Below are 26,100 nucleotides of genomic sequence, written 5' to 3'. Positions count from 1 at the left end.
ATACAAGACCGCAGGCGATTCGGTGGAACGGAGAACAGCCGTGCTGGATTCGATCGACGAGGCCATCGTGCGGGAGCTGCGGAAGGACGCGCGGCTGCAGAACAAGGACCTGGCCGAACGCGTCAACGTCGCGCAGTCCACGGCGGTGGTCCGGCACCGGGCCCTCAGAGAACGCGGAGTGATCACCGGCTACCACGCCGAGATCGATCCGGGCGCCGTCGGGCAGCACGTCCAGGCGATGCTCGCGGTGAAGATCCGCCCGCACACCAAGGAGATCGTCGACCCGTTCATGGCTTACGTGTTGTCGCTTCCCGAAACGCTCGCGCTCTCCCACGTGACAGGTCCAGAAGATTTCCTGGTGCATGTCGCGGTATCAGACGTCGGCCATCTCCAACGGCTCGTGCTCGACAAGTTCACCAGCCGGCGAGAGGTGACAGAGGTTCATACAAACCTGCTTTTCTCGCACGTCAGGAAGCATTAACCGGCGAGGCGCAATGCGGGTGCGAGCTGATCACGACCGTCAATGCCGAGCTTGCGATAAACCTTCGTCAGGTGGATCTCGACGGTCCGCAGCTGCACGAACAACACAGCCGCGATCTCGCGGTTCATCTTGCCCTCGGCGGCCAGCGCGGCGACCCGTCGTTCGGACTCCGTCAACCCCGCGGGCCCGGCGGCGAGCTCCTGCCGGATCTCCTCGGCCAGTTCCTCGACCCCGCAGTCGTCGGCCAGGTCCACGGCCACGCGCAGCTCGGCGCGGGCCGGCTTGACCCGTCCGGCCAGGTGCAGCGCGCGGCCCAGCGCGAAGTGGCTGCGCGCCCGTTCCAGAAGAGCGCCGGACGAGGCCAGCAGGTCGACCGATTCCTGAAGCAACGCAATGCCTTCCACGCCGAGAAGCACGCCCTGCGCTCGCAACGACGCCGCCAACGGCAGCACCGCGCCGATCGAGCGCGCGAGCCGTTCCTCGGCAAGAAGGTGGTCTCCTCCGAGGGGCAGCCGCCACGACGTGCTGTCGCAACGACGCACGTGCAACCGTTCGCCGCAGTCCAGCAGGTCGCGCACACCGTCCTTGCGTCGCTCGGCCGCGATCCGCACCCGTCCCCGTGCGGCCAGCAGAGCGGGCGCGCCGAACAGGTCGGGCACCTCGCCGGGCACCACCTCGAACACGGCCGACGCCATCTCGACGTCGCCCATCTCCAGCAGTGCCAAGGAAAGCTCGGTCAGCGCCGCGAAGACGGGCGTCGACACCCGAGCCGCGCCGCAGCTCTCCAGCACCGCCAACGCCTCGCGGGCATCGGCCTCGGCGCCCGCCAGCCGTCCCAGATCCCGCAGACACGCCGAACGCGCCGTGAGGGCCGCCGCAACACACGGCCGGTGCTGCCAGCGACGCGCCACGGTCAGCGCACGGTCCACACGCGCGTAGGCGGCCGTCAGCTCGCCACGCATCCTCACGAACCCGATTGCCCGCAGGTAGGGCTCGAACTCCGAGGGAGTCGTCGGCAGGACGTCGGGATCGCCGACGACGTCCGGCTCGAACTGCGGCTCCTCCCCCAGCAACGCGAGCAGGCCCGGCAACGCGGGGTGCGCGGGATCGGCCTCTCCCAGGTGGTCCACCGCCGCCGGGACGTCCACATAGGACTCGACCTCGCCGAGTTCGGCCAGCAGACCGGCGGACTCCGGCTCGTCCATCGCCCGCCTGAGGTATCGGACGGCGTCCACGACCCGGTTGCGCGTCCGGGCTCGCTGGGCGGCCGACACGAGCACCTCGGTCGCCCACTCCTCGCCCTGCGGCCGGGTCTCGACCAGGTGCTCGGCCACCGCCTCGGCCGACGCGCCCGTCTCGGTCAGCAACCGGGCAGCGGCAGCGTGCAGGTCCTGGCGCTCGGTGATGGTCAGCTCTTCACGCAAAGTGTTGCGCACCAACGGATGCACCAAGGAGCCGTCGGCCGACAGCAATCCCATCCGGTGCAGCGCGGCGATCGTCCCGGCCAGCTCGCACGGTTCGATGCCGATCAGCTCGGCGACGCGCGGCAGCGTCACCTCGCCGCCCAGTACGGCCAGCGCGTGCAACGCGTCCGGCGCGTGCGGGGCGAGGCGACGCAGGCGCACGTTCACGGTCGGCAGCAACGCCGGTGCGGTGAGTCCGACGACGTGGTCGGTGTACGCGCGCACGAGGTTGAGAAGCAGCAACGGGTTGCCGCCCGCCTCGGCGCGGCACAGCGCGACGAAGTCGTCGTCCTGCGGCCCCAGCTCGTTCTCGACCAACGCCCGCGAGTCGGCGAACGACAGCTCGTCCAGCCGGATCTCGCTGGTCGACGCGGCGAGCAGTTCCTCCAGGGTCTGCGGTCCCGCGCACACCTCGCCCGCCCCGATCCCGGCCAGCGCGAAGATCGGCAGGTGCTCGATGCGGTGCGGCAGGGTGCTCAGCCACTGCAACGACGGCTGGTCGGCCCACTGCGCGTCGTCCACGACGAGGGCGACGGGGCGTTCGGCGGCCATCCGGGCGAGCGCACGGTGCAGGACGTGCAGTTCGGGCAACGTCACCGGGCCTGGTTCGGCCAGCGAGTCGGACTGCCCGAGCGCGGCCGCGATGCGCGGCTGGTGCTGAACGTCGTCCCCCGGCTGCACGCAGACGAAAAGACGGCTGACCAGTCCGAACGGCAGGTCGCGCTCCAGGTAGCTGCCGCGCGCCGCCAGCACCGTGAACCCGTGCCGCGCGGCCAGCTCCCGCGCGGTCGTGAGCAGTGCCGTCTTGCCGGCCCCGAGTCCCCCGGTGGCCACCACGAGGTGCCCGTCACCGCCCGAAGCTGCGGTGAGTGCCTCCGCCAGCCGCGTCGTCTCCCGGTCCCGCCCGACCAGTCCAGGTTTCGCGCCCATGGGTCCATCTGAGGCCTGTCCGCCATTGGCCGCCTATCGCGGAAGCATTGGCGCTATGCCACCCCGATGAGCCTTAGGCCTGCCGTGGTCGCCGCGGCGAGCACGATGACGGCCACGAACGGCAGCTTGCGCCACGCCGCGAGCCCGCCGACGGCGACGCCGATCGCGAGCGCCCAGCCGCCGAACTGCTTGCCGTTCGTCAACGCCGAGACCGCTACCAGCGCCAACAGCAGCACGGTCGCCGACGCGGACAGCAGCTCGCGGACCTTCTCGGGCAACGTGACGCGGTCGCGCAGCAACGGTCCGGCGAGGCGGATCGCGAAGGTGCCGGCGGCCAGGATCAGGACTGCGGTGACGGGCACGGCTCCTCCTTCTTCGTCGTGCGGAACGCGAACAGGCCGGCGAGCGCGAGCAGCACAGGCACACCGGCGGGCAGGAACGGCGTCGTGGCGAGCGCTATCGCCGCGCCGACGAGTGCCGCGTTGCGCGTCGCCGCGTCCTTGAGCGCCGGCAGCGTGAGCGCCAGCAGGGCCGCCGGGAACGCCGCGTCCAGCCCGAACGTCATCGGGTCGCCGATCGCCTGCCCCACGAGCGCACCGATGAGCACGCCCGTGTTCCAGCTGAAGAACAGCGACACGCCGCACGCCCAGTAGGCCGCACGCGCTCTCGCGGGGTCCTTCTGCGCCATCGCGAACGCCGTCGACTCGTCGATCAGCAGGTGGCTGCCGACGATCCTGGCGAGCGGGCTCTTGCCCAGCACGTCCCCGACCGCGAGGCCGAACGGCAGGTGCCGCGCGTTGAGCACGAGCCCGGCCAGCACGGCGGCGGCAGGGCTGCCACCTGCGGCGACGACACCCACAGCCATGAACTGCGAGCCGCCCGCGAAGATCACCAGCGACATCAGCACCGGCATCCACCACGGCAGGCCGGAGCCGACCGAGATCGCGCCGAAGCTCGCACCGGTCACCGCGGCACCCAGTGCTACCGCGGCCACGTCACGCAGCAGCCCAGAGTCAAATGAGTCTCTATCAAGAGTTCGCCAGATCGAACGCACCACCCATTAAGATGAACACCTGGGATCGGTGTTCGTCAAGACGAACGGATGGACTTCTGTGTCGAACGCACCACTCGACCTCATCGCCGCCAACCTCCGGCGCGAGCGCGACCGCACAGGCATGTCGCTGAGCGAGGTCGCGAAGAAGGCCGGCGTCGCGAAGTCGACGCTCTCCCAGCTGGAGTCCGGCGCGGGAAACCCCAGCGTGGAGACCCTGTGGGCACTCGGCGTCGCGCTGGGCGTCCCGTTCAGCCGCCTCGTCGAACCCGCCGTGCCACGCGTGCAGGTGATCCGCGCCGGCGAGGGCCCGGTCATCCACTCCGAACAGGCGCACTACTCCGCGACACTGCTGGCCGCGTGCCGTCCGGGCACCAAACACGACATCTACTGGCTGGCCCTCGAACCCGGCGGCGCCCGCGAGTCGCTGCCGCACGTGCCGGGCAGCGTCGAGCACATGATCGTGGCGTCCGGCCGCTGCCTCGCGGGCCTCGCCGACGACCCGATCGAGCTCGGGCCGGGCGACTACATCGTCTATCCCGGCGACCTGCCGCACATCTGCAAGGCACTGGAGCCGGGCACGACCGCGATGATGGTCATGGAGCACACCGTCTAGCCCAACTGGCTCCGCAGCGCGCGCAGCCACGGTTCGGCGAGCGCGGGTTCGCCGTCGATGGCGCGCGCGATCCTCCGCCGAACCTCCTTGGTGCGCCCGAGTTCCACGAGGTGCACGGCTTCGGCCAGCGCCTTGCGAGTCCTGTCGTCGCGCCGGGTCTCCGGCGGGCCGTCCACCCACCTGTGCGACGGAAAGTGTCTGGTCACCTTCTGCTGGTGGTCGCCGAAGTACGACCAGGCGAACGTGTGGAGCGACACGTTCACGACGGACGCGGCGGGCAGCCTGCGCGTCCATTCGGCGTGTTCTTCTTTCCAGCGCCGGGTGTTCGGACTGGTCTCCGTCCTGCGGGTCACCCCGACGAACCGGATCTTGAGGCGGATCACCGGCCACGGCTCGCGTTCCTCGGCGATCCAGTCGTCCAGCAGCGTGAAGAGACTCAGGAACGTCCGGCCTGACGACACCACGTCGACGAACGTCACCGGCCGGGTGCGGCGGGCCAGCGAGGCGGGCGTGATGCCGAGTTCCGTGAGGATCTCCCGCGCTCGCAGGACTTCCGGCCGGGTGTGGTCGTCGGGGTGCAGGAACGACAGCGGCAGCCGCGCAAGGGTGTGGTCCGTGCCCTCCAGCGCGCCGCCGAGCAGGTCGAACATCGAGTCGAGCGAGCGCCCGACGAACACCAGGTCGCCGTTGCCGCCCCGCGCGAGCACCTTGCCCGCGCACTCCGCCAGGTCGGCGAGGTAGCGCACCTCGGGGATCGCGACGTCGTCGAGCAGCGACCCGAGCTGGTCGGGCGTCACGAGATCCCAGCGGAACGGCACGTTCATACCGGCCATGATGACAACCCCGGGAGGAGGACACGCGGGACCTACACACGCTCCACACGTTCGGGGTGCGATTCTTCCCACTTAACCGTATAGCAGACAGGGGGCCTTGCCACAAGGCCCCATGGATCGTTCACACTCATCGCCTCAAGCCAGAACAAGGGCGCTGTGGGGAGCACGTGGGTTACGAAGAAGAACTGCAGTCCGAGCGTGAATACGTGGCCGGTCTCTACGCACGGCTCGATGGCGAACGCGCGCGTGTGAAGGCCGCCTACCAGTCGGCGCTGGGTGGCACCGGCGAGACCGCAATGGACCGTGACAACGAGGTGCGCGCCCGGCACCGCGAGATGAAGCGCCTGAACGTGGCCGACTACGGCCTGTGCTTCGGCCGGCTGGACAGTGTCGACGGCGACCGTTCCTACATCGGCAGGATCGGCCTGTTCGACGAGGAGAACGAGTTCGAACCGGCACTGCTCGACTGGCGGGCACCGGCGGCGCGGCCGTTCTACACCGCCACCGGCGCCAGCCCCGAGGGCATGCTCCGGCGCCGTCAGTTCCTCACCCGCCGCCGCGCCGTGGCCGGGTTCACCGACGAGGTGTTCGGCAGGCTCGGCGAGGAGCAGGGCGACGTGGCCCTGCTGGAGGCGTTGAACGCGCCGCGCGGCGAGGGCATGCGCGACATCGTGGCGACCATCCAGTCCGAACAGGACGCGATCATCCGGCTCGACCACCCCGGCGTACTGGTGATCGAGGGCGGCCCCGGCACCGGCAAGACGGTCGTGGCGCTGCACCGCGTCGCGTACCTGATGTACACGCAACGAGAGCGCATGGAACGGCACGGCGTGCTCGTCGTCGGTCCCAACCCGGCGTTCCTCAACCACATCAGCCGCGTGCTGCCGTCACTGGGCGAGTCGGACGTCGTGTTCTCGACCACCGGCAGCCTGCTGCCCGGTCTGCTCGCGACCGCCGAGGACACTCCGGACGTCGCGCGGCTCAAGGGTTCGCGCAAGATGGTGGACGTGCTGAAGGCGGCCGTCAGGGCCCTGCAGCGCGTTCCGGCGGAGCCGATCCCGATGGGCATGAAGGACGTGGTCGTCCACATCGGCGCTGACGTCGCCGAGTGGGCCCGGCAGGAGGCGCGCGACAGCGGCCTGCCGCACAACGAGGCCCGCGCGGTGTTCCGCGAGATCGTCACGTACGTCCTGACCGAGCGGGCGATCGGCCGGATCGGCAAGGGCTGGATGTCCCGGTCCGACAAGCAGGCCTGGGAGGAGATGCGGGCGGGTCTGGTCAAGGACCTCGCCGACGACGACTCGTTCGTCGCGATCCTCGACTCCCTGTGGCCGATCATGACGCCGTTCGAGCTGCTGAGCGCGCTGTACTCGTCACCGGAACTGCTCGCGGAAGCGGGCGCCGACCCGTCCCTGCACCGCGCGGACGGGTCCGCGTGGACGGTCTCGGACGTGCCGTTGCTCGACGAACTGCACGACCTGCTGGGCAAGGACGGCACCGAGCAGGCCGTCGACCAGGCCGCCTCGGCCGACCGCGCGGCCGAGGCCCGGTACGCGGCCGAGGTGCTCGACAGCATGGTCGGCCGCTTCGACCACATGGACGACGAGGACCACCTGTTCGCCTCGGACATGTTGTTCGCCGAGGACCTGGCCGAGCGCTTCGAGGACCACGACCAGCGCACGCTCGCCGAACGCGCGCTGGCGGACCGCGGCTGGACCTACCGGCACGTGGTCGTGGACGAGGCCCAGGAACTGACCGAAATGGACTGGCGGGTGCTGATGCGCCGCTGCCCTGGCCGTTCCTTCACGGTGGTGGGCGACCTGGCGCAGCGTCGTGCGGCGGCGGGTGCCACGTCGTGGGGCCAGATGCTCGACCCGTACGTGCCGGGGCGCTGGGAGTACCGGTCGCTGACGGTCAACTACCGCACGCCCGCGGAGATCATGGCCGTCGCGGCACGGGTGCTCGCCGAGTTCGCGCCGGACGTCCAGGCGCCGGAATCGGTGCGTGCCAACGGTGTTCAGCCGTGGTCGCGGCAGCTCACCGTCGGCGAACTGCCCGGCGCCATCGAGGAGTTCACGAAGCAGGAGGCGGCCCTCGAAGGAACGAGCGTCGTGATCGGACCGGTCGGCGTGCCCGGCACGGTGCCCGCCTCGGAGACCAAGGGCCTGGAGTACGACTCGGTGCTCGTCGTCGAGCCGGAACGGATCATGGCGGACGGGCCGCGCGGCGCGGCGGAGCTGTACGTGGCGCTCACCCGTGCCACGCAACGGCTCGGCGTGCTGCACCACGAGGCGCTGCCGGCCGCGTTGTCCGATCTCGCTGAGACGGTGCGCACAAGCGGGTAATTCGGTGGGTGCGGGGTTCTGACCAGCTCTAAGGTCCATCCTGTGACCACACCACCCGAGCCTGGCAGACCCGGTGAGCCGGTGAACCCGTGGGCCGCGCCGCCGGGCCCGGCTCACGGGGCGCCCACCCCGCACGACGCGATGTACGGACCGGTCGACCCCAACCCGTTCGGGGCGTACTCGGGTCCCCAGCAGCCGTACCCGCAGCAGTGGGGCGGGCCGAACGTGCCGCCGCCGGTGCTGCACGTCGCGCCGCAACGGTCCTCGCGCGCCGGGCTGCTGATCAGCGTCGGCCTGCTCGTGCTCGTGGTGGCGATCGGGGCCGTGATGCTCTGGTTCGTGCGCAAGGACGACCTCAAGTTCGGCAGCGGGGTCGCCACGACCAGCACCACCGCGGTGACGACCACGACGACCACCACCAAGCCGAAGCCGTTCGCGGAGGTCGGTGACTGCGTGCTGCTCGCGGGCGGATCGTTCAACCCGAAGTTCGAGAAGACCCCGTGCGCCGAGAACCGGCACAACTACACCGTGTCCAAGACGCCGGCGACGTCCACCGAGGAGTGCGGCACGCCGCCGGACGGCTATGTCAAGTACTCCAAGGGTTCCAGCGTGAACGTGTGCCTGATCCCGGTGTTCGTGGACGGCGAGTGCTACGACTTCACCCTCGCGTCGCTGCAGTCGGAGTTCCCGAAGAAGGCGTGCGGCGGCTACATGGTCGTCAAGGCCAAGGTGATCGCCGGAACCGCGGACAAGGCGGCGTGCGGACAGGACGAGCGGCTGGCGCTGGCCCTGGCCTATCCGGAGATCAAGACGACCTACTGCCTGACCCACACGTTCTCGATCTGAGGCACGTGACCCGACAGGCGGTCGGGGAAAGACCTGACCAGCACTAGGATGGGCGGAAGTCTGGGGGGACTGCTCGCGTCGGCCAGACGATCACATCCGCGTCCGAGCCGCATTGGGGGCAATGCATGACGACTCCGCCTGTTCCACCGGACGAACGGGAGCACGCCGCTGCTCCGGACGGGTCGAGCGAACCGGCCAACGTGTGGGCACCGCGCACTCCGGCCAACGTGTGGGCACCACGCCCCCAGGCCACCCCGTTCCCCGCGTACCCCGTCGGCGCCTACCCCACGCCGGCACCCGCCAGCCCTCCACAAAGGACCTCCCGCGTCGGCCTGGTGGTCGGGATCAGCCTCGGCGTCCTGCTGGTGGCGATGATGGCCACGGTCTTCTCCGTGCTCCCGGGGGGTCGCGGCATCGGCACGGCGGTCGGCGACTGCGTGAGGCTGACGGGCCTGGAGACCGACATGAAGTACGACGAGGTGCCCTGTGGCGGAACTCGGCACAACTACACCGTGAGCAAGGTGCTGGGCTCCGAGAGCGAGGAGTGCGGCGACGACCCGGACGCGTACACGACCTACTACGGTCGCGAGGGTGATCTGTGCTTGATCCCGGTGTTCTTCGACGGCCAGTGCTACGACTTCACGCTCGCCTCGTTCACCGCCGAGAACAAGGCGGTGGACTGCGGCGCGTCCGAGGCGATCAAGGTGCGGGTGCTCGCGAACACCGCCGACGAGGCGGCCTGCGGCGCGAACACGTTGAAGGCCATGGCCTATCAGGAGACGAAGACCACGTACTGCTTCACGCCGGCTTCATAGGACACGAAGAAGGGCGCGTCCCCGCCGTGGGGACGCGCCCTTCTCGTTCGTTCCTGTGGCTTACCAGCCGCGCTCGGCGAGGCGGTGCGGCTCCGGAACGTCCTCGACGTTGATGCCGACCATGGCCTCACCCAGGCCGCGCGAGACCTTGGCGATGACGTCGGGGTCGTCGTGGAAGGTGGTGGCCTTCACGATGGCCTCGGCGCGCTGGGCCGGGTTGCCGGACTTGAAGATGCCGGAACCGACGAACACGCCCTCGGCGCCGAGCTGCATCATCATCGCGGCGTCGGCCGGGGTCGCGATGCCACCGGCGGTGAACAGCACGACGGGGAGCTTGCCGTTCTGCGCGATCTCCTTGACCAGCTCGTACGGCGCCTGGAGCTCCTTGGCGGCGACGTAGAGCTCGTCCTCGGGGAGGTTCTGCAGGCGGCGGATCTCCTGGCGGATCTTGCGCATGTGCGTGGTGGCGTTCGAGACGTCACCGGTGCCGGCCTCACCCTTGGAGCGGATCATGGCCGCGCCCTCGGTGATGCGGCGCAGGGCCTCGCCGAGGTTCGTCGCACCGCACACGAACGGAACGGTGAACGCCCACTTGTCGATGTGGTTGGCGTAGTCGGCCGGGGTGAGCACCTCGGACTCGTCGATGTAGTCGACGCCGAGCGACGCGAGAACCTGGGCCTCTACGAAGTGGCCGATGCGGGCCTTCGCCATGACCGGGATCGAGACGGCCTCGATGATCCCGTCGATCAGGTCGGGGTCGCTCATGCGGGCGACGCCGCCCTGCGCGCGGATGTCGGCGGGCACGCGCTCGAGCGCCATGACGGCGACGGCGCCCGCGTCCTCCGCGATCTTCGCCTGGGTGGCGTCGACCACGTCCATGATCACGCCACCCTTGAGCATCTCGGCCATGCCGCGCTTGACGCGGGCGGTACCCGTGACCTGATCAGTGCTCACCGGGGCAACCTTTCACGAGGGGAAGTCTTGGTGAACTCATCCTACGTCTGACGTGGCCCCCTCGCCCAAGCCACTGGAGCCCCGAACCAGAAGGCCACTTTCCGATCAACCGCAGGTAGCGCTGTGTTCATGGCCACTCCTTCGGAGATGGCAGCTCGGTCGCCGGGAAGTCGATCGTCCGGCCGAATCGCTCGTGCCCGAACTGGGCTTCGCCGAATTCGGCGCGAGCGGTTGACCGGACGACCGACGCGACCTCGCACGAGTGCGCCGGCCACTCGCGGGCCCCGGTGGGCGCCCAGTCGGGTCTGCGGGGTTGTACCGGGAGGTGAACGGGTGTGAGATCGAACACTACGACTTGACGGAGGTCGCCATGGGAAGCAAGAACTCCGACAACGGCACATCGGTAGGCGCGGTCGCTGTAGACGACCCGGCCAAGGTCCGCAACGTCGTGCTCGTGGGGCCGTCCGGCGCGGGCAAGACGACGCTCACCGAGGCCCTGCTCGCCGCCACCGGTGTCCTGACCCGCGCGGGATCGGTCACCGAGGGCACCACGGTCTGCGACCACGACCCGGCCGCCGTGCGACAACAACGATCGGTGGGCCTCGCGGTAGCCCCGATCCAGCACGGGGACATCAAGATCAATCTGATCGACACCCCCGGATACGTCGACTTCGTGGGTGAGCTCAGGGCAGGACTACGGGCCGCGGACGCGGCCCTTTTTGTTGTCAACGCCTTCGAGGGCGTTGACGCGGCCACCATCTCGCTGTGGGAGGAGTGCGCTCTCGTCGGCATGCCACGCGCCGTCGTCATCACACGCACCGACCACCACCGTGCGGACTTCGGCACCGAGGTCGTCGCGTGCCAGGCGGCGTTCGGCGCGGGCGTCGTGCCGCTGTACATGCCGGAGGGCGACGCGCTGGTCGGGCTGCTCACGTCCGGTGAGAACTACCCGGACGAGCGCGCGGCGTTGATCGAGGGAATCATCGCCGAGAGCGAGGACGAGACCCTCATGAACCGCTACCTGGAAGGCGAGGAGATCGACCAGGACACGCTGATCGCCGACCTGGAGACCGCCGTCTCGCGCGGCTCGTTCCACCCCGTGATGCCCGTGTGCGCCGCAACCGGCATGGGCCTCGTGGAGCTGTTGGACGGCATCGCGCGCGCGTTCCCGTCACCGCTGGAGCACCAGGTTCCGGACGTGACGTCGGTGGACGGCATCCCGCAGCCCCGCATGGCCGCCGACCCGGACGGGCCACTCGTCGCCGAGGTGGTCCGCACAGCAGTGGACTCCTACGTCGGCCGCGTGTCGTTGGTCCGTGTCTTCTCCGGCACCCTTCGCCCCGAACGCCCCGTGCACGTCTCCGGCCACGGCATGGCCGACCGCGGCCACGAGGACCACGACGCGGACGAACGCGTCGCCCACATCTACTCGCCGCTGGGCTCGACGCTGCGCGAGGTCCCCTACTGCGTGGCCGGCGACCTGTGCGCGCTGACGAAGCTGACCACCGCCGAGACCGGCGACACCGTCTCCGCCCCCGAACAACCACTGCTGATGGCGCCGTGGGACATGCCGGAACCGTTGCTGCCCATAGCCGTCGTGCCACGCACACGCAGCGACGAGGACAACCTGGCCCGCAACCTCGGCCGCCTGGTCGCGAGCGACCCGACCCTGCGCCTGGACCGCAACGCCGAGACGCACCAGATGGTCCTGTGGTGCATGGGCGAGGCCCACGCCGACGTCGTGCTGGCCCGCCTGCGCGCCGGCGGAGCGGAGATCGACACCGAACCGGTGCGCGTGCCGTTCCGCGAAACCTTTGCCGGATCCGGAAAAGGCCACGGCCGGCACGTGAAGCAGTCCGGAGGCCACGGCCAGTACGCGGTGTGCGACATCGTCGTGGAACCACTCCCCCGCGGCGCCGGCTTCGAGTTCGTGGACAAGGTCGTCGGCGGCTCGGTCCCCCACCAGTTCATCCCGTCGGTCGAGAAGGGCGTGCGCGCGCAGCTGGAACGAGGCCTGCACGACGGCACCCCTGTCGTCGACGTACGGGTGACTCTCGTCGACGGCAAAGCGCATTCGGTCGACTCGTCGGACGCCGCGTTCCAGACAGCCGGCGCGTTGGCGTTGAAGGAGGCCGCGGCCGCCGCGCGCACGCAACTGCTGGAACCGATGGACGAGGTAGCGATCCGGCTGCCCGACGAGCACCTGGGAACCGTGCTCGGCGACCTGTCCGGACGGCGCGGCCGGGTGCTCGGGACCGAGTCGGACGAGGGCGGGCGCACGATGATCCGCGCCGAGGTGCCGTCGTCGGAGCTGCTGCGGTACGCGGTCGAGCTGCGGTCGCTGACGTCGGGGACCGGCACGTTCACGCGCCGATTCTCCCGCTACGACCCGCTGCCGGAGGCGTTGGCGGCACGCGCCAGCAAGTAGGTCCGATCGCTCGCGTGCTCGACACGCGGGTCCGGAACGCGATCGAGGCGGGCCGTCACCGTGAGGCCCGCCTCCGCCAGCGTGCGCGTCTCCTCGTCGGGGTCGAGGAAGCGGAAGGTCAGGTCGACCTCGCTGTCCCACCACCGCGTCAGGGTCTTCTCCTGGCCCGCTCGCGTTTCCGCGTCGCGCACGTGGAACGCGACCAGCACCTGCCCGGCAGGGCGCAGCACCCGTGCGAACTCGGCGTAGGCCCGGGCGCGTTGCTCCGCATCGAGATGGATGACCGCGTACAGGCAGATGAGCGCGGAGACCGAGTGGGATCGGATGGGTAGCGCCGTCATGTCACCGGCGCAGGCGGGCACGTCTGCGTGCGTGCACATCTGCGGTGACAGGTCGACGCCGACGACGGGCACTCGTCCGGCCAGGTAGGCCGCGACGTGGCCCGGCCCGCAGCCGACGTCCAGGACCAGGCCGTCCGCCGACTCCGCGACGGCGTCGAGCAGAGCGCGGTCCAGCGGCTTCCCCGCGAGCTCGCCGCTCAGTTCGAGCGCGTAGCGCGCGGCCACGCGGTCGTACGAGCGGCGAGTGCTCACCGCACCAGCCTAGGTGTTCTGGGGGAAGCCCAGGTTCACGCCACCGTGCGACGGGTCGAGCCAGCGCGAGGTGACGACCTTCGAGCGGGTGAAGAAGTGCACGCCGTGCGGGCCGTACGCGTGGGAGTCGCCGAACAGCGATTCCTTCCAGCCGCCGAACGAGTAGTAAGCCACCGGCACGGGGATCGGCACGTTCACGCCGACCATGCCGACCTCGATCTCGTTCTGGAACCGGCGGGCCGCGCCACCGTCGTTGGTGAAGATCGCGGTGCCGTTGCCGTAGCGGTTGGAGTTGACCATCTCGACGGCTTCTTCGTAGGTGTCGCAGCGGACGACCGAGAGCACCGGGCCGAAGATCTCGTCGGTGTAGATCGTCATGTCGGTGCCCACGTGGTCGAACAGCGTCGGCCCGAGCCAGAAGCCGCCCGCCTCGCCGTCGATCGGGTGGTCGCGGCCGTCCACGGCCAGCACCGCGCCCGCGGCCACCCCGGCGTCCAAATAGGACGTGACCTTGTCCCGGTGCACGCCGGTGACCAGCGGTCCCATCTCGCACGACGCACCGGCGCCGACCTTCACGTCGGCGATCCGCGACTGGATCTTGGCGACCAGCGAGTCGCCGACCTCGCCCACGGCGACGACGACGGAGATCGCCATGCACCGCTCCCCCGCCGAGCCGAAGCCCGCGGACACGGCGGCGTCCGCGGCCAGGTCCAGGTCGGCGTCGGGCAGGACGACCATGTGGTTCTTGGCGCCGCCCAACGCCTGCACGCGCTTGCCGTGCGAGGTGCCGGTCTCGTAGACGTAGCGGGCGATCGGGGTGGAGCCGACGAACGAGATCGCCTTCACCGTCGGGTGTTCGAGGAGCCGGTCGACGGCCACCTTGTCGCCGTGCACGACGTTCAGGACGCCGTCCGGCAGCCCGGCCTCGGCGAACAGTTCGGCGAGGAAGTTGGACGACGAAGGGTCCTTTTCGGACGGTTTCAGGACCACGGTGTTGCCGCACGCGATGGCGGTCGGCACGAACCACAGCGGCACCATCGCCGGGAAGTTGAACGGCGAGATCACGCCGACCACGCCCACGGGCTGCTGGATCGAGTAGACGTCCACGCGGGTCGACGCGTTCTCGCTGAACCCGCCCTTCAGCAGCTGCGGGATCCCGCACGCGTACTCGACCGACTCCAGCGCCCGCTGGATCTCGCCACCCGCGTCGGACACGACCTTGCCGTGCTCGGCGGACACGATCTTCGCGAGGTCGCCCTTGCGGTCGTTGAGCAGCTCGCGGAACTTGAACATCACCGTCGAGCGTTGCGCCAGGGACGCGTTCCGCCACGACGCAAACGCTTCCGCGGCGGCCGACACCGCCGCGTCCACTTCGGACACAGAGGCGAAGGCGACCTGGGAGGCCACCTTGCCGGTCGTCGGGTCGTAGACGTCGCCGAGCCGTTCAGGAGCGTTGTCCCAGGGCTTGCCGTTGATCCAGTGTTTGATCACGCTTTCTCCACCGCCTGCGCCAGAATGCCCAAAGCCTCTTCCAGTTCGTCCTCGGTCAGCGTCATCGGCGGGGCCAGCCGGATCACGTTGCCGTACAGGCCGCCCTTGCCGACGAGCAGCCCGCGCGCCTTCGCCTCGGCCAGCACGACACCGGCGGCACCGGCGTTCGGTTCGCCCTCGGGGCCGACGAACTCGACGCCGACCATCAGGCCCTTGCCGCGCACGTCGCCGATCACCGGGTGCTTCTCGGCCAGCTCGCGCAGGCCGCTCAGCAGCCGTGAGCCGAGCTTGGCCGCGTTGGCCTGGAGATCGTGGTCGAGCAGGTAGTTCACGGTGGCGAGCGCGCCGGCCGTGGAGATCGGGTTGCCGCCGAACGTCGAGATCGAGTTGGCGTTGATCGTGTCCATCAGGTCGCCGCGCGCGACGACACCGCCGATCGCGAGACCGTTGCCGAGGCCCTTGGCGAACGTCATCGCGTCCGGCACCACGTCGTGCGCCTGGATGCCCCAGAAGTGCTCGCCGGTGCGGCCCCAGCCGGTCTGCACCTCGTCGGAGATGAACAGGATCCCGTACTCGTCCAGCACGTCCTTGAACGCGCGGAACAGGCCGTCGGGCGGGGACGTGAAGCCGCCGACGCCCTGGATCGGCTCGGCGATCATGCAAGCGACGTCGCCGGACGTCGTGGTCTCGATGATCTCGCGCAGGTCCTCGACGCACGCCTTGATGTAGTCGGCGTCGGAGAACGACCTGAACGGCGAACGGTAGCGGTAGCCGCCGTGCACCCAGCTGACCTTGATCGGCGACAGCGCGGACGCGGACCAGCCGCGGTTGCCCGTGATGGCGACGGTGGCGAACGCACGGCCGTGGTAGCTGTTGCGCAGCGCCAGCACCTGCTCGCTGCGGCGCGCCTGGGTGGCGAGCATCAGCGCGGTCTCGTTGGCCTCGGTGCCGGAGTTGGTGAAGAACACCTTGGCGTCCGGGATGCCCGACAGCTCGGCGATCTTCTCCGCCAGCTCGACCTGCGAGCGGATCAGGTACAGCGTCGAGCTGTGCAGCACACCCGTGTCGAGCTGCGACCGGATCGCGTCGCTGATCTCGGCGACGTCGTAGCCGATGGCGTTGGTCAGGATGCCCGCGAAGAAGTCCAGGTAGGTCGTGCCCTCGCGGTCGGTCACCCGGCGCCCGGAGGCGCTCGCGATCTCGATGGGCTCGTCGTAGTAGAGGGCCAGCCACTTCGGCATCACCGCGCGGTGTCGTGCCAGCAGCTCCTTGTGAGCCATCTCGTCCTCCAGGGGTCCGACGCCTCCCTCGGAGTCTGCTGCCGTGCCGGGTGCGCCGCCATGCACAACCTGTACCCGGATCGGCTGGTTGGCATTACGTTGTGTCCATGTACCCGACGGTCTCCGAAGTCGTCGCTCTGCCGGTGATCCGGCAGGGAAAGCCCCGTTTGGTGGCCGGATCGGCCGGCCTTGGCCGACGCGTGCGCTGGGTGCATGTGGCGGAGATCGCAGACATCGCGCCGCTGCTGCGCGGCGGCGAACTGGTGCTCACGACCGGCGTGATGCTCCCCGAGTCCGGCCTCGCCCGCTACATCGAGGAACTGGCCGCCGTCGGCTGCGCGGGCCTGATCGTCGAGCTGGGCAGGCGGTGGCGCGACGACGTGCCCGGCGCGCTGGTCACGGCGGCCGAACGGCACGGGTTACCGCTGGTCACGCTCACCGAGGAGACCAAGTACGTGGCCGTGACCGAGGCCGTCGTGGGGCTGATCGTGGACGCCCAGCTGGCCGAGCTCAGGGCCGCGGAGCAGGTGCACGAGACGTTCACGGCGCTGACGGTCGCGGGCGCCGAACCCTCCGAGGTGCTGCGCGAGGTGGCCCGCACGTCCGGGCTGGCGGTCGTGCTGGAGACGCTCGGCCACGACGTGCTCGCCTACGACGCGGCCGGGCACGATCCCGTGACGCTGCTGGACGACTGGGCGGCGCGCTCGCGGGCCGTCACGGTCACCGAGCGGACCGCCTACCACACCGCGTCCGGCTGGTTGATCACGATCGTCGGGGCGCGCGGCGCGGACTGGGGCCGGCTCGTGATGGTCTCGCCGGAGCCACCACCGCACCGGCACGTCGTGGTCGCCGAACGCGCTGCCTCGGCGTTGGCGGTGCATCGGCTCGTGGCGCGCGATCGGGAGTCGCTGGAACGGCAGACGCACCGGACGTTGCTGGCCCAGCTGCTCGGCCAGTCGCCGCAGTCACCGGACCTGGGCGCACGGGCGGCGGCGCTGGGCGTGCCGCTGGAACGACGGCAGCTGATCGGCGTGGCGGTCCGGCCGGTGTCCGTCCTGCAGGGGCAAACGCTTGCCACCCAGGAGGTCCTGCGTGATCTCGCCGAGGCGACAGCGCTGGCGGCTCGGCGGGTGACGGTCGCGGCGCTGGTCGGCGTCGTGGACGACACATCGGTGCGTGCGCTGCTGTCGGTGCCGGTGACCGTTGGCGTGGAAGGGGTTCTGCGCAAGGTCGCGCGCGAGATCCACCGGACGGCGGCGTCGGCCGTGGTCATCGCGGTCGGCACCACCGTGACGTCCACATCGGACGTTCGGAGGACGCTCGGCGAGGCCGCGCACGTGGCCGGGGCGGCGCTGCGAGCACCGGGATCCCAGCTCTACCACCGGCTTGACGACGTCCGGCTGCGCGGGCTGCTGCACCTGCTGCGCGAGGACGAACGGGTGCGGGCGTTCGCGGACCGCGAGCTCGGGCCGTTGCTGGCACGGGACTCGGCGCAGGGCTCCCGGCTGGTCGAGCTGCTGCGGTGCCTGTGCGAGAACGGCGGCAACAAGTCGGCGGCGGCCGCGGCGGCGCACCTGTCCCGCACGGCCTACTACCAGCAGCTGGGGCGGATCGAACAGGTTCTCGGCGTCTCGCTGGAGGACCCGGAGTCCGTGCTCTCGCTCTACGTCGCACTGCTGGTGCACGAAATGGGCCCGTGAGCGCGCACGGGCCCATTTTCGACGTGGGAACTCAGCCGTTGATCGTCGGGAAGGTGCCCGAGAGAACGGTCGGGTTCGGCACGACGTTGTTGGTCGGCAGGTCGGACAGCGCCGGCGCCTTCAGGTCACCGACGTGCGCGTTGCCCGTGAGGGCCTCGGCGTTCGGCAGCGACGGCAGGGTGCCCAGCTCGGCGGCGACCGGGTTCGGCACGGTGCGCTCCTGCGCGGCCGGGACGGCGGGCAGCGCGGGCACCGGCAGGTCGTTGGCCACGGGGGCGCCGACGTGCGGGAGCTGGACGGCGGAGGCCGACTCGAGCGGGTTCGCGTGCTGCGTGGCGTCGGAGATCAGCTTGTCCGCGCCGACCTCGGGGACGCCGGCACCCAGCTGGGGAAGCTCGGCGGCGCTGGCCGAGCCCGCGAGGAGCGGGGCGGCGCTGGCGGCGAGCAGGGCGGCGGCACGGAACAGTCCGGAACGAGACACAGTTTTCCTCAATCTGGTTTGGGGACCGATCTTCGATTTCATCGGCGCATTTGGTTCGAGAATTAACCCGCTCGATCGGGTGTTCAGGGCTTGAACCTCACGTCACGGGAGGTCCTACGGTCTTGATGTGACCCGTTGGAGCATCGGTGACCTGGCCAAAGCGAGCGGACTGACGATCCGCACGCTGCACCACTACGACGAGATCGGACTGGTCGTCGCTTCCGAGCGCACGGCATCCGGTCACCGTCGGTACACACCGGACGACGTCCGCCGCCTCTATCAGGTGAGATCGCTGCGCCAGCTCGGTCTTTCCCTGGAAGAAGTCCGATCGGCACTGTCCCGTTCGGACTCGCTGCGGCCTCTCTTCGAGGCCCAGCTCGCCGCGCTGAACGCCCAGGCGCGGCAGGTGGAGGCACTGCGGTCGCGGCTCACCGCGCTGCTCGACGGACACACCACCGAGTCCCTTCTGTCCACTTTGGAGATGATGTCCGTGTACGAGAGCTACTTCACCGCCGACCAGCTGGACGACCTGAGGTCGCGTGCGGCGGCGATGGGCCCGGAGGCCGTGGAGGCACTGAAGGCGTCCTGGCTGGAGCTGGTGCGACAGCTGCGTCAGCACCTGGCCGACGGCACGCCCGCCGACGACCCGCGCGTCGTTGAACTGGCACGGCAGTGGGACGAGCTCGGCGCTCAGTTCACCGGTGGCGACCCGGCGGTCCAGGCCGCGGCGCAGAAGTCGTGGACCGAGAACAAGGCGTCGATCAGCACGCAGATCGGCTGGCCCGCCGACGACGGCGTGGTGGACTACGTAACTCGGGCGCGCGCGGCGCGGTGAGCTGAAAGGGTGTCGTCATGTCCGCTGATGACGACGCTCGCCGCCTGCAGGCGGCAGATCCGACCGGGTGGTTCGAGAAGCTCTACGCGGAGGCCGCCGCCGGCACGGCCTCCGTCCCGTGGGACGTCGCCCACCCCCAGCCGCACCTCGTCGAGTGGGCTTCCGGTCTCGACGGCACCGGCCAGCGGGCGCTGGTCGTGGGCTGTGGCTACGGCCGCGACTCGGAGTTCCTGGCCTCATTGGGGTTCGAGGTGACCGCCTTCGACATCTCCCCCACCGCCGTGGCGGCCGTGCAGGCGCGCTATCCGGAGTCCTCCGTCTCGTACGTGGTCGCCGACCTGCTGAACCCGCCCGCCGAGTGGCACCACGCGTTCGACCTCGTCGTGGAGAACATGACGGTGCAGGCGCTGCCCGTCGACGCGCACGCCCAGGCCATCGACCGGGTTGCGTGGCTGACCGGCTCGAAGCTGCTGGTCCTGGCCGTGGCCCGGGAAGAAGGACCGGTCCCGGACGGTCCGCCGTGGCCGTTGACGCCGTCCGAGATCCTCTCGTTCCAGACGGACGGCCTCACCACGCTGAAGGTGAACCGCGACGCGGCCCGCTGGACCGCGGAGTTCGTTCGGTAACTGGCCATGAACTGACCACTTATGACGGACTTCTGCCGCTTAGCGTGAATCATGCTCGTTCGTCGGCTCATCGCCCGTCTGCTCGACTGGCTCCTGGTGCTGGTCGTGGCGTGGCCGTTGGTCCACGAACCCGTCCTGGTGGTGCTCTGCGCGGCGCTGTACGACGCTCTGCTGCTCCGCCTGAACACCCTCGGCAAAGCCCTCACGGGGCTGCGGGTCGTGGGCCCCGCGTCCGGCCTGAGCCTCAGACGTGCACTGGCGCGCACGCTCATCACGACCGCGCTGCCCGGCGCGGGCGCGGTGCTCGTGCTGACCGGTCTGGGCTGGCGGGAACCGGCGCTGATGGCGGGCCTCGGCTGGCAGCAGCCGTGGGTCGTCATCGGCGAACACGTCACCGTGGGTTCGCCGGGCTGGCTCGCGTCGTTGCTGCTGGTCGGCGGGTTCGTGCTGCTCGTGCTGTCGGCCGTGGAGGCGCTTGCTCTCCGTGGCACCCGGACCTGGCACGACCGCAAGGCGGGCACGGCAGTGGTGCGTCTGAAGGTGGCACAATCGCAGCGGTGAAGGTGAACAACGAGGTCCACGAGAACCGCGGCAACGCGGTGCAGGCGGGTCGCATCGGCTCCCTTCACATCACCCCGCTCGCGCCACCAACCACCGCGTTGAACGGTCTGGCGCCGAGCGTCTCGTCGTTCGCGGGCCGCGCCGCGGAGCTGGCTGACCTCGCCGAGCACAAGGTTGTCGTGGTCTCCGGGCTGGGCGGGATCGGCAAGACCGAGTTGGTGCTGCGCTTCGCGGAGGACAACGACTTTCCAGGCGGGCGGCTGTTCTGGAACTTCCACGGATACGACGAATCAAAACGGACAGACGCGTCGACTGCTCTCGCTTCCTTCCTGCGGGCCCTGGGTGTCATGGAAGTTCCGTCCGCTGAAGCGGACATGGCCGTGCTGTACCGGTCACTGGTCGCCACTCGCAAACCGATGCTGATCGTGCTGGACAACGTCTGCACCGCCGCACAGATCCGTCCGCTCATAGTCGCAAAGCATCAGGTCGTCGTCACGAGCCGACACCTGCTCACCGGTCTGGACGCGCACCAGTTGGAGCTGCACGTTCTGCCGCAACCCGATGCGGAACGGATCGCGGGCGGGGCCGAGATCGCCAAACTCTGCGGCCGGTTGCCCCTCGCTTTGCAGATCATGTCGGCGCTGCGAAAGACAGACCCTGGCCACGACTGGGCCGACGAACTTCGCGAGGCGCGGCTGAGCCTTCTCCGCCACGACGACCTCGACGTTCGAGCCGTGTTCGACCTGTCGTACCGAGCACTCACCCTCGAACAACGGCGATTCTTCCGGCTGATAGCGATGCACCGTGCTAACACGATCACTGCGGAAGGCGCGGCCGCATTCGCCGAGGTGTCCGTACCAGAAGCAAGGAAGCGTCTGCGAGAGCTGCGGATCGCGCATCTGCTGGAACGAGACAACCGATTCCACGACCTCGTCCAGGAGTTCGCCGACGAGCTGCGCAATCACGAAGACTCGGTGTCCACCGTCATGGCGGCGGGTAATCGGTTCGTTGAACTCAACGGAGCTGGTCACTCGCCTGATTGGCGTCTCGTGAGTTGGTGCGCGATCTCAAAACTCTCCGACGATGGACACGTTGACACTGCCGCACGACAAGCGGCAATCCGGCCGTACCTCGGTCAACTCGACCCGGAGGTCCTCATGGGGATCGCGGAAAAAATTCAAGAACTCAGCGCGAAGGCGCTCTCGATGAACACCAAAGCCTCCGGCAGCACGCGGCGCCAGTAGCCATCACTGTGCTCGCCATGCTCGAACGACGCTACCGACGCGTTCACCGCATGAGCCAGCTCCCGCGCGGGGTCGTGGAACGGATCCTCCCGCCCGCACCACACACCGACGGGTGACTTGATCCTCTCCCTGTGCCGCAACGGTTCGTGCGCCTCCCACACCTCGCGCGACGCGAACCCGCTGACCTGCTGGGCGTCCTCCCACGACGGGAAGAGCGCGGGACTGATGGCCGCCACGGCCTTCAGCGGCTGCCGGGACGCGATGTCGAGCACCCCGAACCCGCCCATCGAGATCCCCAGCGCCGCCTCGAACGGCACGGGCGGCGTGAGGTCCACCCAGTAGTCCTCGCCGCCGTTGATCACCGCGCACCGGAACGCGCACCCGTCGAGGAACTGCGGCAGCCCGAGGTCCTGCCACCAGCCGACGCTGCCGCCGCGGCCGTGCAGCACGAGCACCACCGGGCCCGACGAGCCCATCCACGCGCCCCATGGCGTGGGCTGAACGGGTACGGGCGGGACGTCGGGGACCACGCCGTCGGGGCCTGTCCAGCCGAGCAGACGCCGGCCACGCGGGGTCAGTGCGCCGTACGTTCCGGCCGCTCCGACCAGGCCCGCGCCACCGAGAAGGACAGCTCGCCGGGACATCCCCATGCGGTCCAGTGGAACACAATGTGCGCCGATCATGACAAGCGTGGACACTCTGACACTGCCACACCTGCGGCGGCGGACCCAGGATTCCGGGATGGAATCCGCCCGGATTGAGGTTGTTTCAGCAGCGTAACAGGGGGTTGAACGATGGCAGTCGAGTCCTCACCGCCCCAGGTCACACCTGACGGCCGCGTCGAACTGAGCGACGCAGGTCCCATCAAGGACAGCAGGTTCTTCAACCCCGAGCTCGCGCCCGTGCCCATCGAGCAGCGGACATGGACGACGTACAACTTCTTCGCGCTGTGGATGGGCATGGCGCACAACATCCCCAGTTACACGCTCGCGGCGTCGTTGATCGCGATCGGCATGGACTGGGTGCAGGCGTTCCTCACGATCACCCTGGGCAACCTGATCGTGCTCGTTCCCATGCTGCTCAACAGCCACGCGGGCACGAAGTACGGCATCCCGTTCCCCGTGTTCGCCCGCGCCTTCTACGGCATCCGCGGCGCGAACCTGGTGGCGTTGCTGCGCGCGTTCATCGCCTGCGCGTGGTTCGGCATCCAGACGTGGGTCGGCGGCAAGGCGCTGCACGTGATCATCGGGCGGCTGACCGGCGACGGGTGGACCAAGGCGTCCCAGATCGGCGGCCAGCCGTGGACGTTGTGGCTGTGCTTCTTCGGGTTCTGGGTCGTGCAGATGCTGGTGATCTGGCGCGGCATGGACGCGATCCGGCGGTTCGAGAACTGGACGGCGCCGCTGGTCAGCGTCGGGTTCCTGATCCTGCTGGGCTACGTGCTGGTGAAGGCGGGCGGGTTCGGGCCGATCCTGCACCAGGGCAGCACCCTGGGCTGGGGGCCGGACTTCTGGAAGGTCTTCTTCCCCGCGCTGATGGGCATGATCGCGTTCTGGTCGACGCTGTCGCTGAACATGCCGGACTTCACCCGGTTCGGTGGTAGCCAGAAGAAGCAGGTGACCGGGCAGATCCTCGGTCTGCCGACGACCATGTCGTTCATCGCGATCGTCGCGATCCTGACGACGTCCGGCGCGCAGGCGTTGTACGGCGAGGCGATCTGGGACCCGGCGGATCTCGCGTCCCGCTTCGACAACACGTTCCTGGTGATCATCGCGCTGGTCTCGCTGGTGCTGGCGACGATCTCGGCGAACCTCGCGGCGAACGTCGTCAGTCCGTCCTACGACTTCTCGAACGCCTTCCCGCGGAAGATCACGTTCGCCGTGGGCGGCCTGATCACCGGTGTCATCGGCATCGTGATCCAGCCGTGGCGGCTGATCTCCGACCCGAACATCTACATCTTCGCGTGGCTCGGGTTCTACGGCGGCCTGCTGGCCTCGGTCGCGGGCGTGTTCGTCGCCGGGTACTGGGTGATCAAGAAGACGCACCTGGAACTCACCGACCTCTACCTCGACGGCAGGGGCGCGTACTGGTTCAACGGCGGCTGGAACTGGCGTGCTGTCGTGGCGACGCTCGTGGGCTCCGTGCTCGCGGTCGGCGGCGCCCACGGCGGGCCGTTCCCGGTGGACGGGCTGATCCCGTTCCTCAAGCCGCTCTACGACTACAACTGGGTCGTCGGCTTCGCGGCCGGCTTCCTGGTCTTCCTCGCTCTGAAGGACAACACGGCAAAGGAGACGACCAGGTGAGCAACATCATCCGGGCGGCGCTCGTCCAGCAGAAGTGGACGGGCGACAAGGAGACGATGATCGCGAACGCGGTCGAGCACATCCGCGCTGCCGCATCACAGGGCGCGCAGGTGTTGTGCCTCCAGGAGCTCTTCTACGGCCCGTACTTCTGCCAGGTGCAGGACGCGGACTTCTACTCCTACACGGAGTCCATTCCGGACGGTCCGACGACCCAGCTGATGCAGGAAGTCGCCGCGCAGAACAACATCGTGCTGATCGTGCCGATGTACGAGGTCGAACAGCCGGGCGTCTACTACAACACCGCCGCCGTGATCGACGCGGACGGCACGTACCTCGGCAAGTACCGCAAGAACCACATCCCGCAGGTGAAGGGCTTCTGGGAGAAGTTCTACTTCAAGCCCGGCAACCTCGGGTACCCGGTGTTCGACACCGCGGTCGGCCGGATCGGCGTCTACATCTGCTACGAGCGCCACTTCCCCGAGGGCTGGCGCGCTCTGGGGCTCGCGGGCGCGAAGATCGTGTTCAACCCGTCGGCGACCTCGCGTTCGCTGAGCGAGTACCTGTGGAAGCTGGAGCAGCCCGCCGCGGCCGTGGCGAACGAGTACTTCGTCGGCGCGATCAACCGCGTGGGCGTGGAACCGTTGGGTGACAACGAGTTCTACGGCCAGACGTACTTCGTCTCGCCACGCGGCCAGCTCGTCGGCGACGCCGCGTCCGACACCGAGGAAGAGCTCGTCGTGCGCGACCTCGACCTGGACCTGCTGACCGAGGTCCGTGACACGTGGGCGTTCTACCGCGACCGCCGCCCCGACACCTACGAGGGCCTGGTGAACCCGTGAGCACTCTCATCCGCAACGGCCTGGTCATCAACGCGACCGGTTCGCACGCCGCCGACGTGCTGATCAGCGGCGAGCACATCGCCGCCCTGGTCACGCCGGGGTTCGAGGTGCAGGCCGACGAGGTCATCGACGCGGCCGGGAAGTACGTGATCCCCGGCGGCATCGACGCGCACACGCACATGGAGATGCCGTTCGGCGGCACCCAGTCCGCGGACACCTTCGAGACCGGCACGACCGCGGCGGCGTGGGGCGGCACCACCACGATCGTCGACTTCGCCGTGCAGCCCAAGGGTTCCTCACTGCTGTCCACTCTGGACAAGTGGCACAGCAAGGCGGACGGCAACTGCGCCGTCGACTACGGCTTCCACATGATCATCTCCGACGTGAACGACGAGTCGCTCAAGGAGATGGACTCGTGCATCGCGGCCGGCGTGAACAGCTTCAAGATGTTCATGGCCTACCCCGGCGTCTTCTACGCCACGGACGGCGAGATCCTGCGGGCCATGCAGAAGGCGCGCGAGACCGGCGCCACGATCATGATGCACGCCGAGAACGGCATCGCGATCGACCAGCTCGTCGCGCAGGCGCTGGCCTCGGGCCTGGGTGACCCCGTGCAGCACGGCCTGACCCGGCCGCCGGAGCTGGAGGGCGAGGCCACGTCGCGCGCGATCCAGCTCGCGAAGGTGACCGGTTCTCCCCTGTACATCGTGCATCTCTCGGCGGCGCAAGCGCTTGACGCCGTGACGGCTGCCCGTGACACGGGCCAGAACGTGTTCGCCGAGACGTGCCCGCAGTACCTGTACCTGTCGTTGGAGGACCTGGCGCGGCCGGGTTTCGAGGGCGCGAAGTTCGTGGCCTCGCCTCCGTTGCGGCCCAAGGAGCACCAGTCGTCGTTGTGGCGCGGCCTGCGGACCAACGACCTCTCGGTGGTGAGCACCGACCACTGCCCGTTCTGCTTCAAGGACCAGAAGCAGCTGGGCGTCGGAGACTTCTCCAAGATCCCCAACGGCATGCCCGGCGTCGAGCACCGCGTCGACCTGCTGCACCAGGGCGTCGTGAAGGGCGAGATCACCCGCGAACGCTGGGTCGAGATCGTCTCCACGACTCCCGCCCGCATGTTCGGCATGTACCCGCGCAAGGGCGTGATCGCACCGGGAGCCGACGCGGACGTCGTGATCTACGACCCCACGGCGTCGCAGACGATCTCCGCGGAGACCCACCACATGGCCGTGGACTACTCGGCCTACGAGGGATTCGAGGTCACCGGTCGCGTGGACACGGTGTTCTCCCGCGGCCGCAAGGTGATCGCCGACGGCGCGTACCACGGCTCGACGGGCCACGGCCGTTTCGTGTCCCGCGACCTCAACCAGTACCTCGTCTGAGAA

General features: G+C 69.2%; 24 protein-coding genes. 14 read left to right on the top strand and 10 right to left on the bottom strand.

From position 1 onward, the window contains the following. Nucleotides 1–40 precede the first annotated feature (40 nt). Entirely contained in the window at nucleotides 41–481 is a 441-nt protein-coding gene (locus BM417_RS29235) for an Lrp/AsnC family transcriptional regulator (protein WP_030478062.1), read from the top strand. Here BM417_RS29235 and BM417_RS29230 read toward each other — a convergent pair. From BM417_RS29230 to BM417_RS29220, 3 genes are read right to left on the bottom strand one after another with little or no spacing between them, the layout of a single operon-like run. Further along, nucleotides 478–2,874: a helix-turn-helix transcriptional regulator gene (locus BM417_RS29230; protein ID WP_093601189.1), complete on the bottom strand. Its 2,397-nt coding sequence runs from the start codon at nucleotides 2,872–2,874 to the stop codon at nucleotides 478–480. The genes BM417_RS29235 and BM417_RS29230 overlap by 4 nt on opposite strands. Before the next feature lie 53 nt (nucleotides 2,875–2,927). Continuing rightward, on the bottom strand, nucleotides 2,928–3,236 hold the full coding sequence (locus BM417_RS29225) for an AzlD domain-containing protein (protein ID WP_093601187.1): 309 nt from the start codon (nucleotides 3,234–3,236) through the stop codon (nucleotides 2,928–2,930). Continuing rightward, a complete protein-coding gene (locus BM417_RS29220; protein WP_093601469.1) occupies nucleotides 3,215–3,928 on the bottom strand; it encodes an AzlC family ABC transporter permease in 714 nt (237 codons plus the stop codon). The genes BM417_RS29225 and BM417_RS29220 overlap by 22 nt, the downstream gene beginning before the upstream one ends. A 58-nt stretch (nucleotides 3,929–3,986) precedes the next feature. Between BM417_RS29220 and BM417_RS29215 the strand changes: the two genes are divergently transcribed. Then, a complete protein-coding gene (locus BM417_RS29215) occupies nucleotides 3,987–4,541 on the top strand; it encodes a helix-turn-helix domain-containing protein (RefSeq protein ID WP_245822222.1) in 555 nt (184 codons plus the stop codon). Here BM417_RS29215 and BM417_RS48725 read toward each other — a convergent pair. Further along, nucleotides 4,538–5,365 (bottom strand): PIN domain-containing protein, encoded by an 828-nt coding sequence (locus BM417_RS48725; RefSeq protein WP_218164590.1) that lies wholly within the window; start codon nucleotides 5,363–5,365, stop codon nucleotides 4,538–4,540. The two genes, BM417_RS29215 and BM417_RS48725, sit on opposite strands and share 4 nt — an antisense overlap. Before the next feature lie 176 nt (nucleotides 5,366–5,541). On the opposite strand from BM417_RS48725, the gene helR reads away from it, so the two are divergent. The 3 genes from helR to BM417_RS29195 all read left to right on the top strand — a co-directional run bounded on the left by helR (nucleotide 5,542) and on the right by BM417_RS29195 (nucleotide 9,380). Continuing rightward, nucleotides 5,542–7,719 carry an RNA polymerase recycling motor ATPase HelR gene (gene helR, locus BM417_RS29205; protein ID WP_245822221.1) on the top strand — a complete coding sequence of 726 codons (2,178 nt, stop codon included), beginning with the start codon at nucleotides 5,542–5,544 and terminating at the stop codon, nucleotides 7,717–7,719. 42 nt (nucleotides 7,720–7,761) lie between these two features. Continuing rightward, a complete protein-coding gene (locus BM417_RS29200) occupies nucleotides 7,762–8,565 on the top strand; it encodes an LppU/SCO3897 family protein (protein WP_143138850.1) in 804 nt (267 codons plus the stop codon). Nucleotides 8,566–8,690: 125 nt separating this feature from the next. Beyond that, nucleotides 8,691–9,380, top strand: a complete 690-nt coding sequence (locus BM417_RS29195; RefSeq protein WP_143138849.1) for an LppU/SCO3897 family protein — start codon at nucleotides 8,691–8,693, stop codon at nucleotides 9,378–9,380. 60 nt (nucleotides 9,381–9,440) lie between these two features. On the opposite strand, the gene pdxS is transcribed toward BM417_RS29195, so the two are convergent. After that, complete coding sequence (gene pdxS / locus BM417_RS29190; protein ID WP_093601179.1) at nucleotides 9,441–10,334, bottom strand: pyridoxal 5'-phosphate synthase lyase subunit PdxS; 894 nt, start codon at nucleotides 10,332–10,334, stop codon at nucleotides 9,441–9,443. Between the two features lie 370 nt (nucleotides 10,335–10,704). On the opposite strand from pdxS, the gene BM417_RS29185 reads away from it, so the two are divergent. Next, nucleotides 10,705–12,762 (top strand): elongation factor G-like protein EF-G2, encoded by a 2,058-nt coding sequence (locus BM417_RS29185; RefSeq protein ID WP_093601463.1) that lies wholly within the window; start codon nucleotides 10,705–10,707, stop codon nucleotides 12,760–12,762. Here the strand turns inward: BM417_RS29185 and BM417_RS29180 are convergent. The 3 genes from BM417_RS29180 to BM417_RS29170 are packed head-to-tail and all read right to left on the bottom strand — an operon-like array spanning nucleotide 12,717 to nucleotide 16,126. After that, nucleotides 12,717–13,355: a class I SAM-dependent methyltransferase gene (locus BM417_RS29180; protein ID WP_093601177.1), complete on the bottom strand. Its 639-nt coding sequence runs from the start codon at nucleotides 13,353–13,355 to the stop codon at nucleotides 12,717–12,719. The genes BM417_RS29185 and BM417_RS29180 overlap by 46 nt on opposite strands. Nucleotides 13,356–13,364: 9 nt before the next feature. Beyond that, nucleotides 13,365–14,846, bottom strand: a complete 1,482-nt coding sequence (locus BM417_RS29175) for a CoA-acylating methylmalonate-semialdehyde dehydrogenase (RefSeq protein WP_093601175.1) — start codon at nucleotides 14,844–14,846, stop codon at nucleotides 13,365–13,367. Beyond that, on the bottom strand, nucleotides 14,843–16,126 hold the full coding sequence (locus BM417_RS29170; protein WP_093601173.1) for an aspartate aminotransferase family protein: 1,284 nt from the start codon (nucleotides 16,124–16,126) through the stop codon (nucleotides 14,843–14,845). The genes BM417_RS29175 and BM417_RS29170 overlap by 4 nt, the downstream gene beginning before the upstream one ends. Before the next feature lie 107 nt (nucleotides 16,127–16,233). On the opposite strand from BM417_RS29170, the gene BM417_RS29165 reads away from it, so the two are divergent. Continuing rightward, nucleotides 16,234–17,826 (top strand): PucR family transcriptional regulator, encoded by a 1,593-nt coding sequence (locus tag BM417_RS29165; protein WP_093601171.1) that lies wholly within the window; start codon nucleotides 16,234–16,236, stop codon nucleotides 17,824–17,826. Nucleotides 17,827–17,857: 31 nt separating this feature from the next. Here BM417_RS29165 and BM417_RS29160 read toward each other — a convergent pair whose 3' ends face one another. Further along, nucleotides 17,858–18,307 (bottom strand): hypothetical protein, encoded by a 450-nt coding sequence (locus tag BM417_RS29160; protein ID WP_093601169.1) that lies wholly within the window; start codon nucleotides 18,305–18,307, stop codon nucleotides 17,858–17,860. 127 nt (nucleotides 18,308–18,434) lie between these two features. Here BM417_RS29160 and BM417_RS29155 point away from each other — a divergent pair, with 127 nt between their 5' ends. The 4 genes from BM417_RS29155 to BM417_RS29140 are packed head-to-tail and all read left to right on the top strand — an operon-like array spanning nucleotide 18,435 to nucleotide 21,573. Then, nucleotides 18,435–19,142, top strand: coding sequence for a MerR family transcriptional regulator (locus tag BM417_RS29155; RefSeq protein WP_093601167.1), 708 nt, complete (start codon nucleotides 18,435–18,437; stop codon nucleotides 19,140–19,142). 17 nt (nucleotides 19,143–19,159) lie between these two features. Then, nucleotides 19,160–19,768 (top strand): class I SAM-dependent methyltransferase, encoded by a 609-nt coding sequence (locus tag BM417_RS29150; RefSeq protein ID WP_093601165.1) that lies wholly within the window; start codon nucleotides 19,160–19,162, stop codon nucleotides 19,766–19,768. A gap of 51 nt (nucleotides 19,769–19,819) precedes the next feature. After that, entirely contained in the window at nucleotides 19,820–20,329 is a 510-nt protein-coding gene (locus BM417_RS29145; RefSeq protein WP_093601163.1) for an RDD family protein, read from the top strand. Next, nucleotides 20,326–21,573: a hypothetical protein gene (locus BM417_RS29140; protein ID WP_093601161.1), complete on the top strand. Its 1,248-nt coding sequence runs from the start codon at nucleotides 20,326–20,328 to the stop codon at nucleotides 21,571–21,573. Before BM417_RS29145 ends, BM417_RS29140 begins: the two co-directional genes overlap by 4 nt. On the opposite strand, the gene BM417_RS29135 is transcribed toward BM417_RS29140, so the two are convergent. Next, the gene (locus BM417_RS29135; protein WP_143138848.1) at nucleotides 21,507–22,223 is read right to left on the bottom strand and encodes an alpha/beta hydrolase family protein; all 717 of its coding nucleotides are present in this window, start codon (nucleotides 22,221–22,223) and stop codon (nucleotides 21,507–21,509) included. The genes BM417_RS29140 and BM417_RS29135 overlap by 67 nt on opposite strands. A 144-nt stretch (nucleotides 22,224–22,367) precedes the next feature. Here BM417_RS29135 and BM417_RS29130 point away from each other — a divergent pair, with 144 nt between their 5' ends. From BM417_RS29130 to hydA, 3 genes are read left to right on the top strand one after another with little or no spacing between them, the layout of a single operon-like run. Continuing rightward, nucleotides 22,368–23,876: an NCS1 family nucleobase:cation symporter-1 gene (locus BM417_RS29130; RefSeq protein ID WP_093601158.1), complete on the top strand. Its 1,509-nt coding sequence runs from the start codon at nucleotides 22,368–22,370 to the stop codon at nucleotides 23,874–23,876. Next, a complete protein-coding gene (locus BM417_RS29125; RefSeq protein WP_093601156.1) occupies nucleotides 23,873–24,715 on the top strand; it encodes a nitrilase-related carbon-nitrogen hydrolase in 843 nt (280 codons plus the stop codon). The genes BM417_RS29130 and BM417_RS29125 overlap by 4 nt, the downstream gene beginning before the upstream one ends. Then, nucleotides 24,712–26,097 (top strand): dihydropyrimidinase, encoded by a 1,386-nt coding sequence (gene hydA / locus BM417_RS29120; protein WP_093601154.1) that lies wholly within the window; start codon nucleotides 24,712–24,714, stop codon nucleotides 26,095–26,097. The genes BM417_RS29125 and hydA overlap by 4 nt, the downstream gene beginning before the upstream one ends. Nucleotides 26,098–26,100 lie beyond the last annotated feature (3 nt).

The organism is Lentzea waywayandensis, from assembly GCF_900115955.1.
GTDB classification, from domain to species: Bacteria; Actinomycetota; Actinomycetes; order Mycobacteriales; family Pseudonocardiaceae; genus Lentzea; species Lentzea waywayandensis.
The sequence above is the reverse complement of the archived record's forward strand: the minus strand, read 5'-3'. Positions and strand labels throughout refer to the sequence as shown.

Excerpts from the sequence above, each read along its gene's own strand:
- BM417_RS29230 (WP_093601189.1), bottom strand. The coding sequence starts at position 2,874 with ATGGGCGCGAAACCTGGACTGGTCGGGCGGGACCGGGAGACGACGCGG.
- BM417_RS48725 (WP_218164590.1), bottom strand. The coding sequence starts at position 5,365 with ATGAACGTGCCGTTCCGCTGGGATCTCGTGACGCCCGACCAGCTCGGG.
- BM417_RS29195 (WP_143138849.1), top strand. The coding sequence starts at position 8,691 with ATGACGACTCCGCCTGTTCCACCGGACGAACGGGAGCACGCCGCTGCT.
- BM417_RS29185 (WP_093601463.1), top strand. The coding sequence starts at position 10,705 with ATGGGAAGCAAGAACTCCGACAACGGCACATCGGTAGGCGCGGTCGCT.
- BM417_RS29170 (WP_093601173.1), bottom strand. The coding sequence starts at position 16,126 with ATGGCTCACAAGGAGCTGCTGGCACGACACCGCGCGGTGATGCCGAAG.
- BM417_RS29165 (WP_093601171.1), top strand. The coding sequence starts at position 16,234 with ATGTACCCGACGGTCTCCGAAGTCGTCGCTCTGCCGGTGATCCGGCAG.
- BM417_RS29150 (WP_093601165.1), top strand. The coding sequence starts at position 19,160 with ATGTCCGCTGATGACGACGCTCGCCGCCTGCAGGCGGCAGATCCGACC.
- BM417_RS29145 (WP_093601163.1), top strand. The coding sequence starts at position 19,820 with ATGCTCGTTCGTCGGCTCATCGCCCGTCTGCTCGACTGGCTCCTGGTG.
- BM417_RS29135 (WP_143138848.1), bottom strand. The coding sequence starts at position 22,223 with ATGGGGATGTCCCGGCGAGCTGTCCTTCTCGGTGGCGCGGGCCTGGTC.
- BM417_RS29130 (WP_093601158.1), top strand. The coding sequence starts at position 22,368 with ATGGCAGTCGAGTCCTCACCGCCCCAGGTCACACCTGACGGCCGCGTC.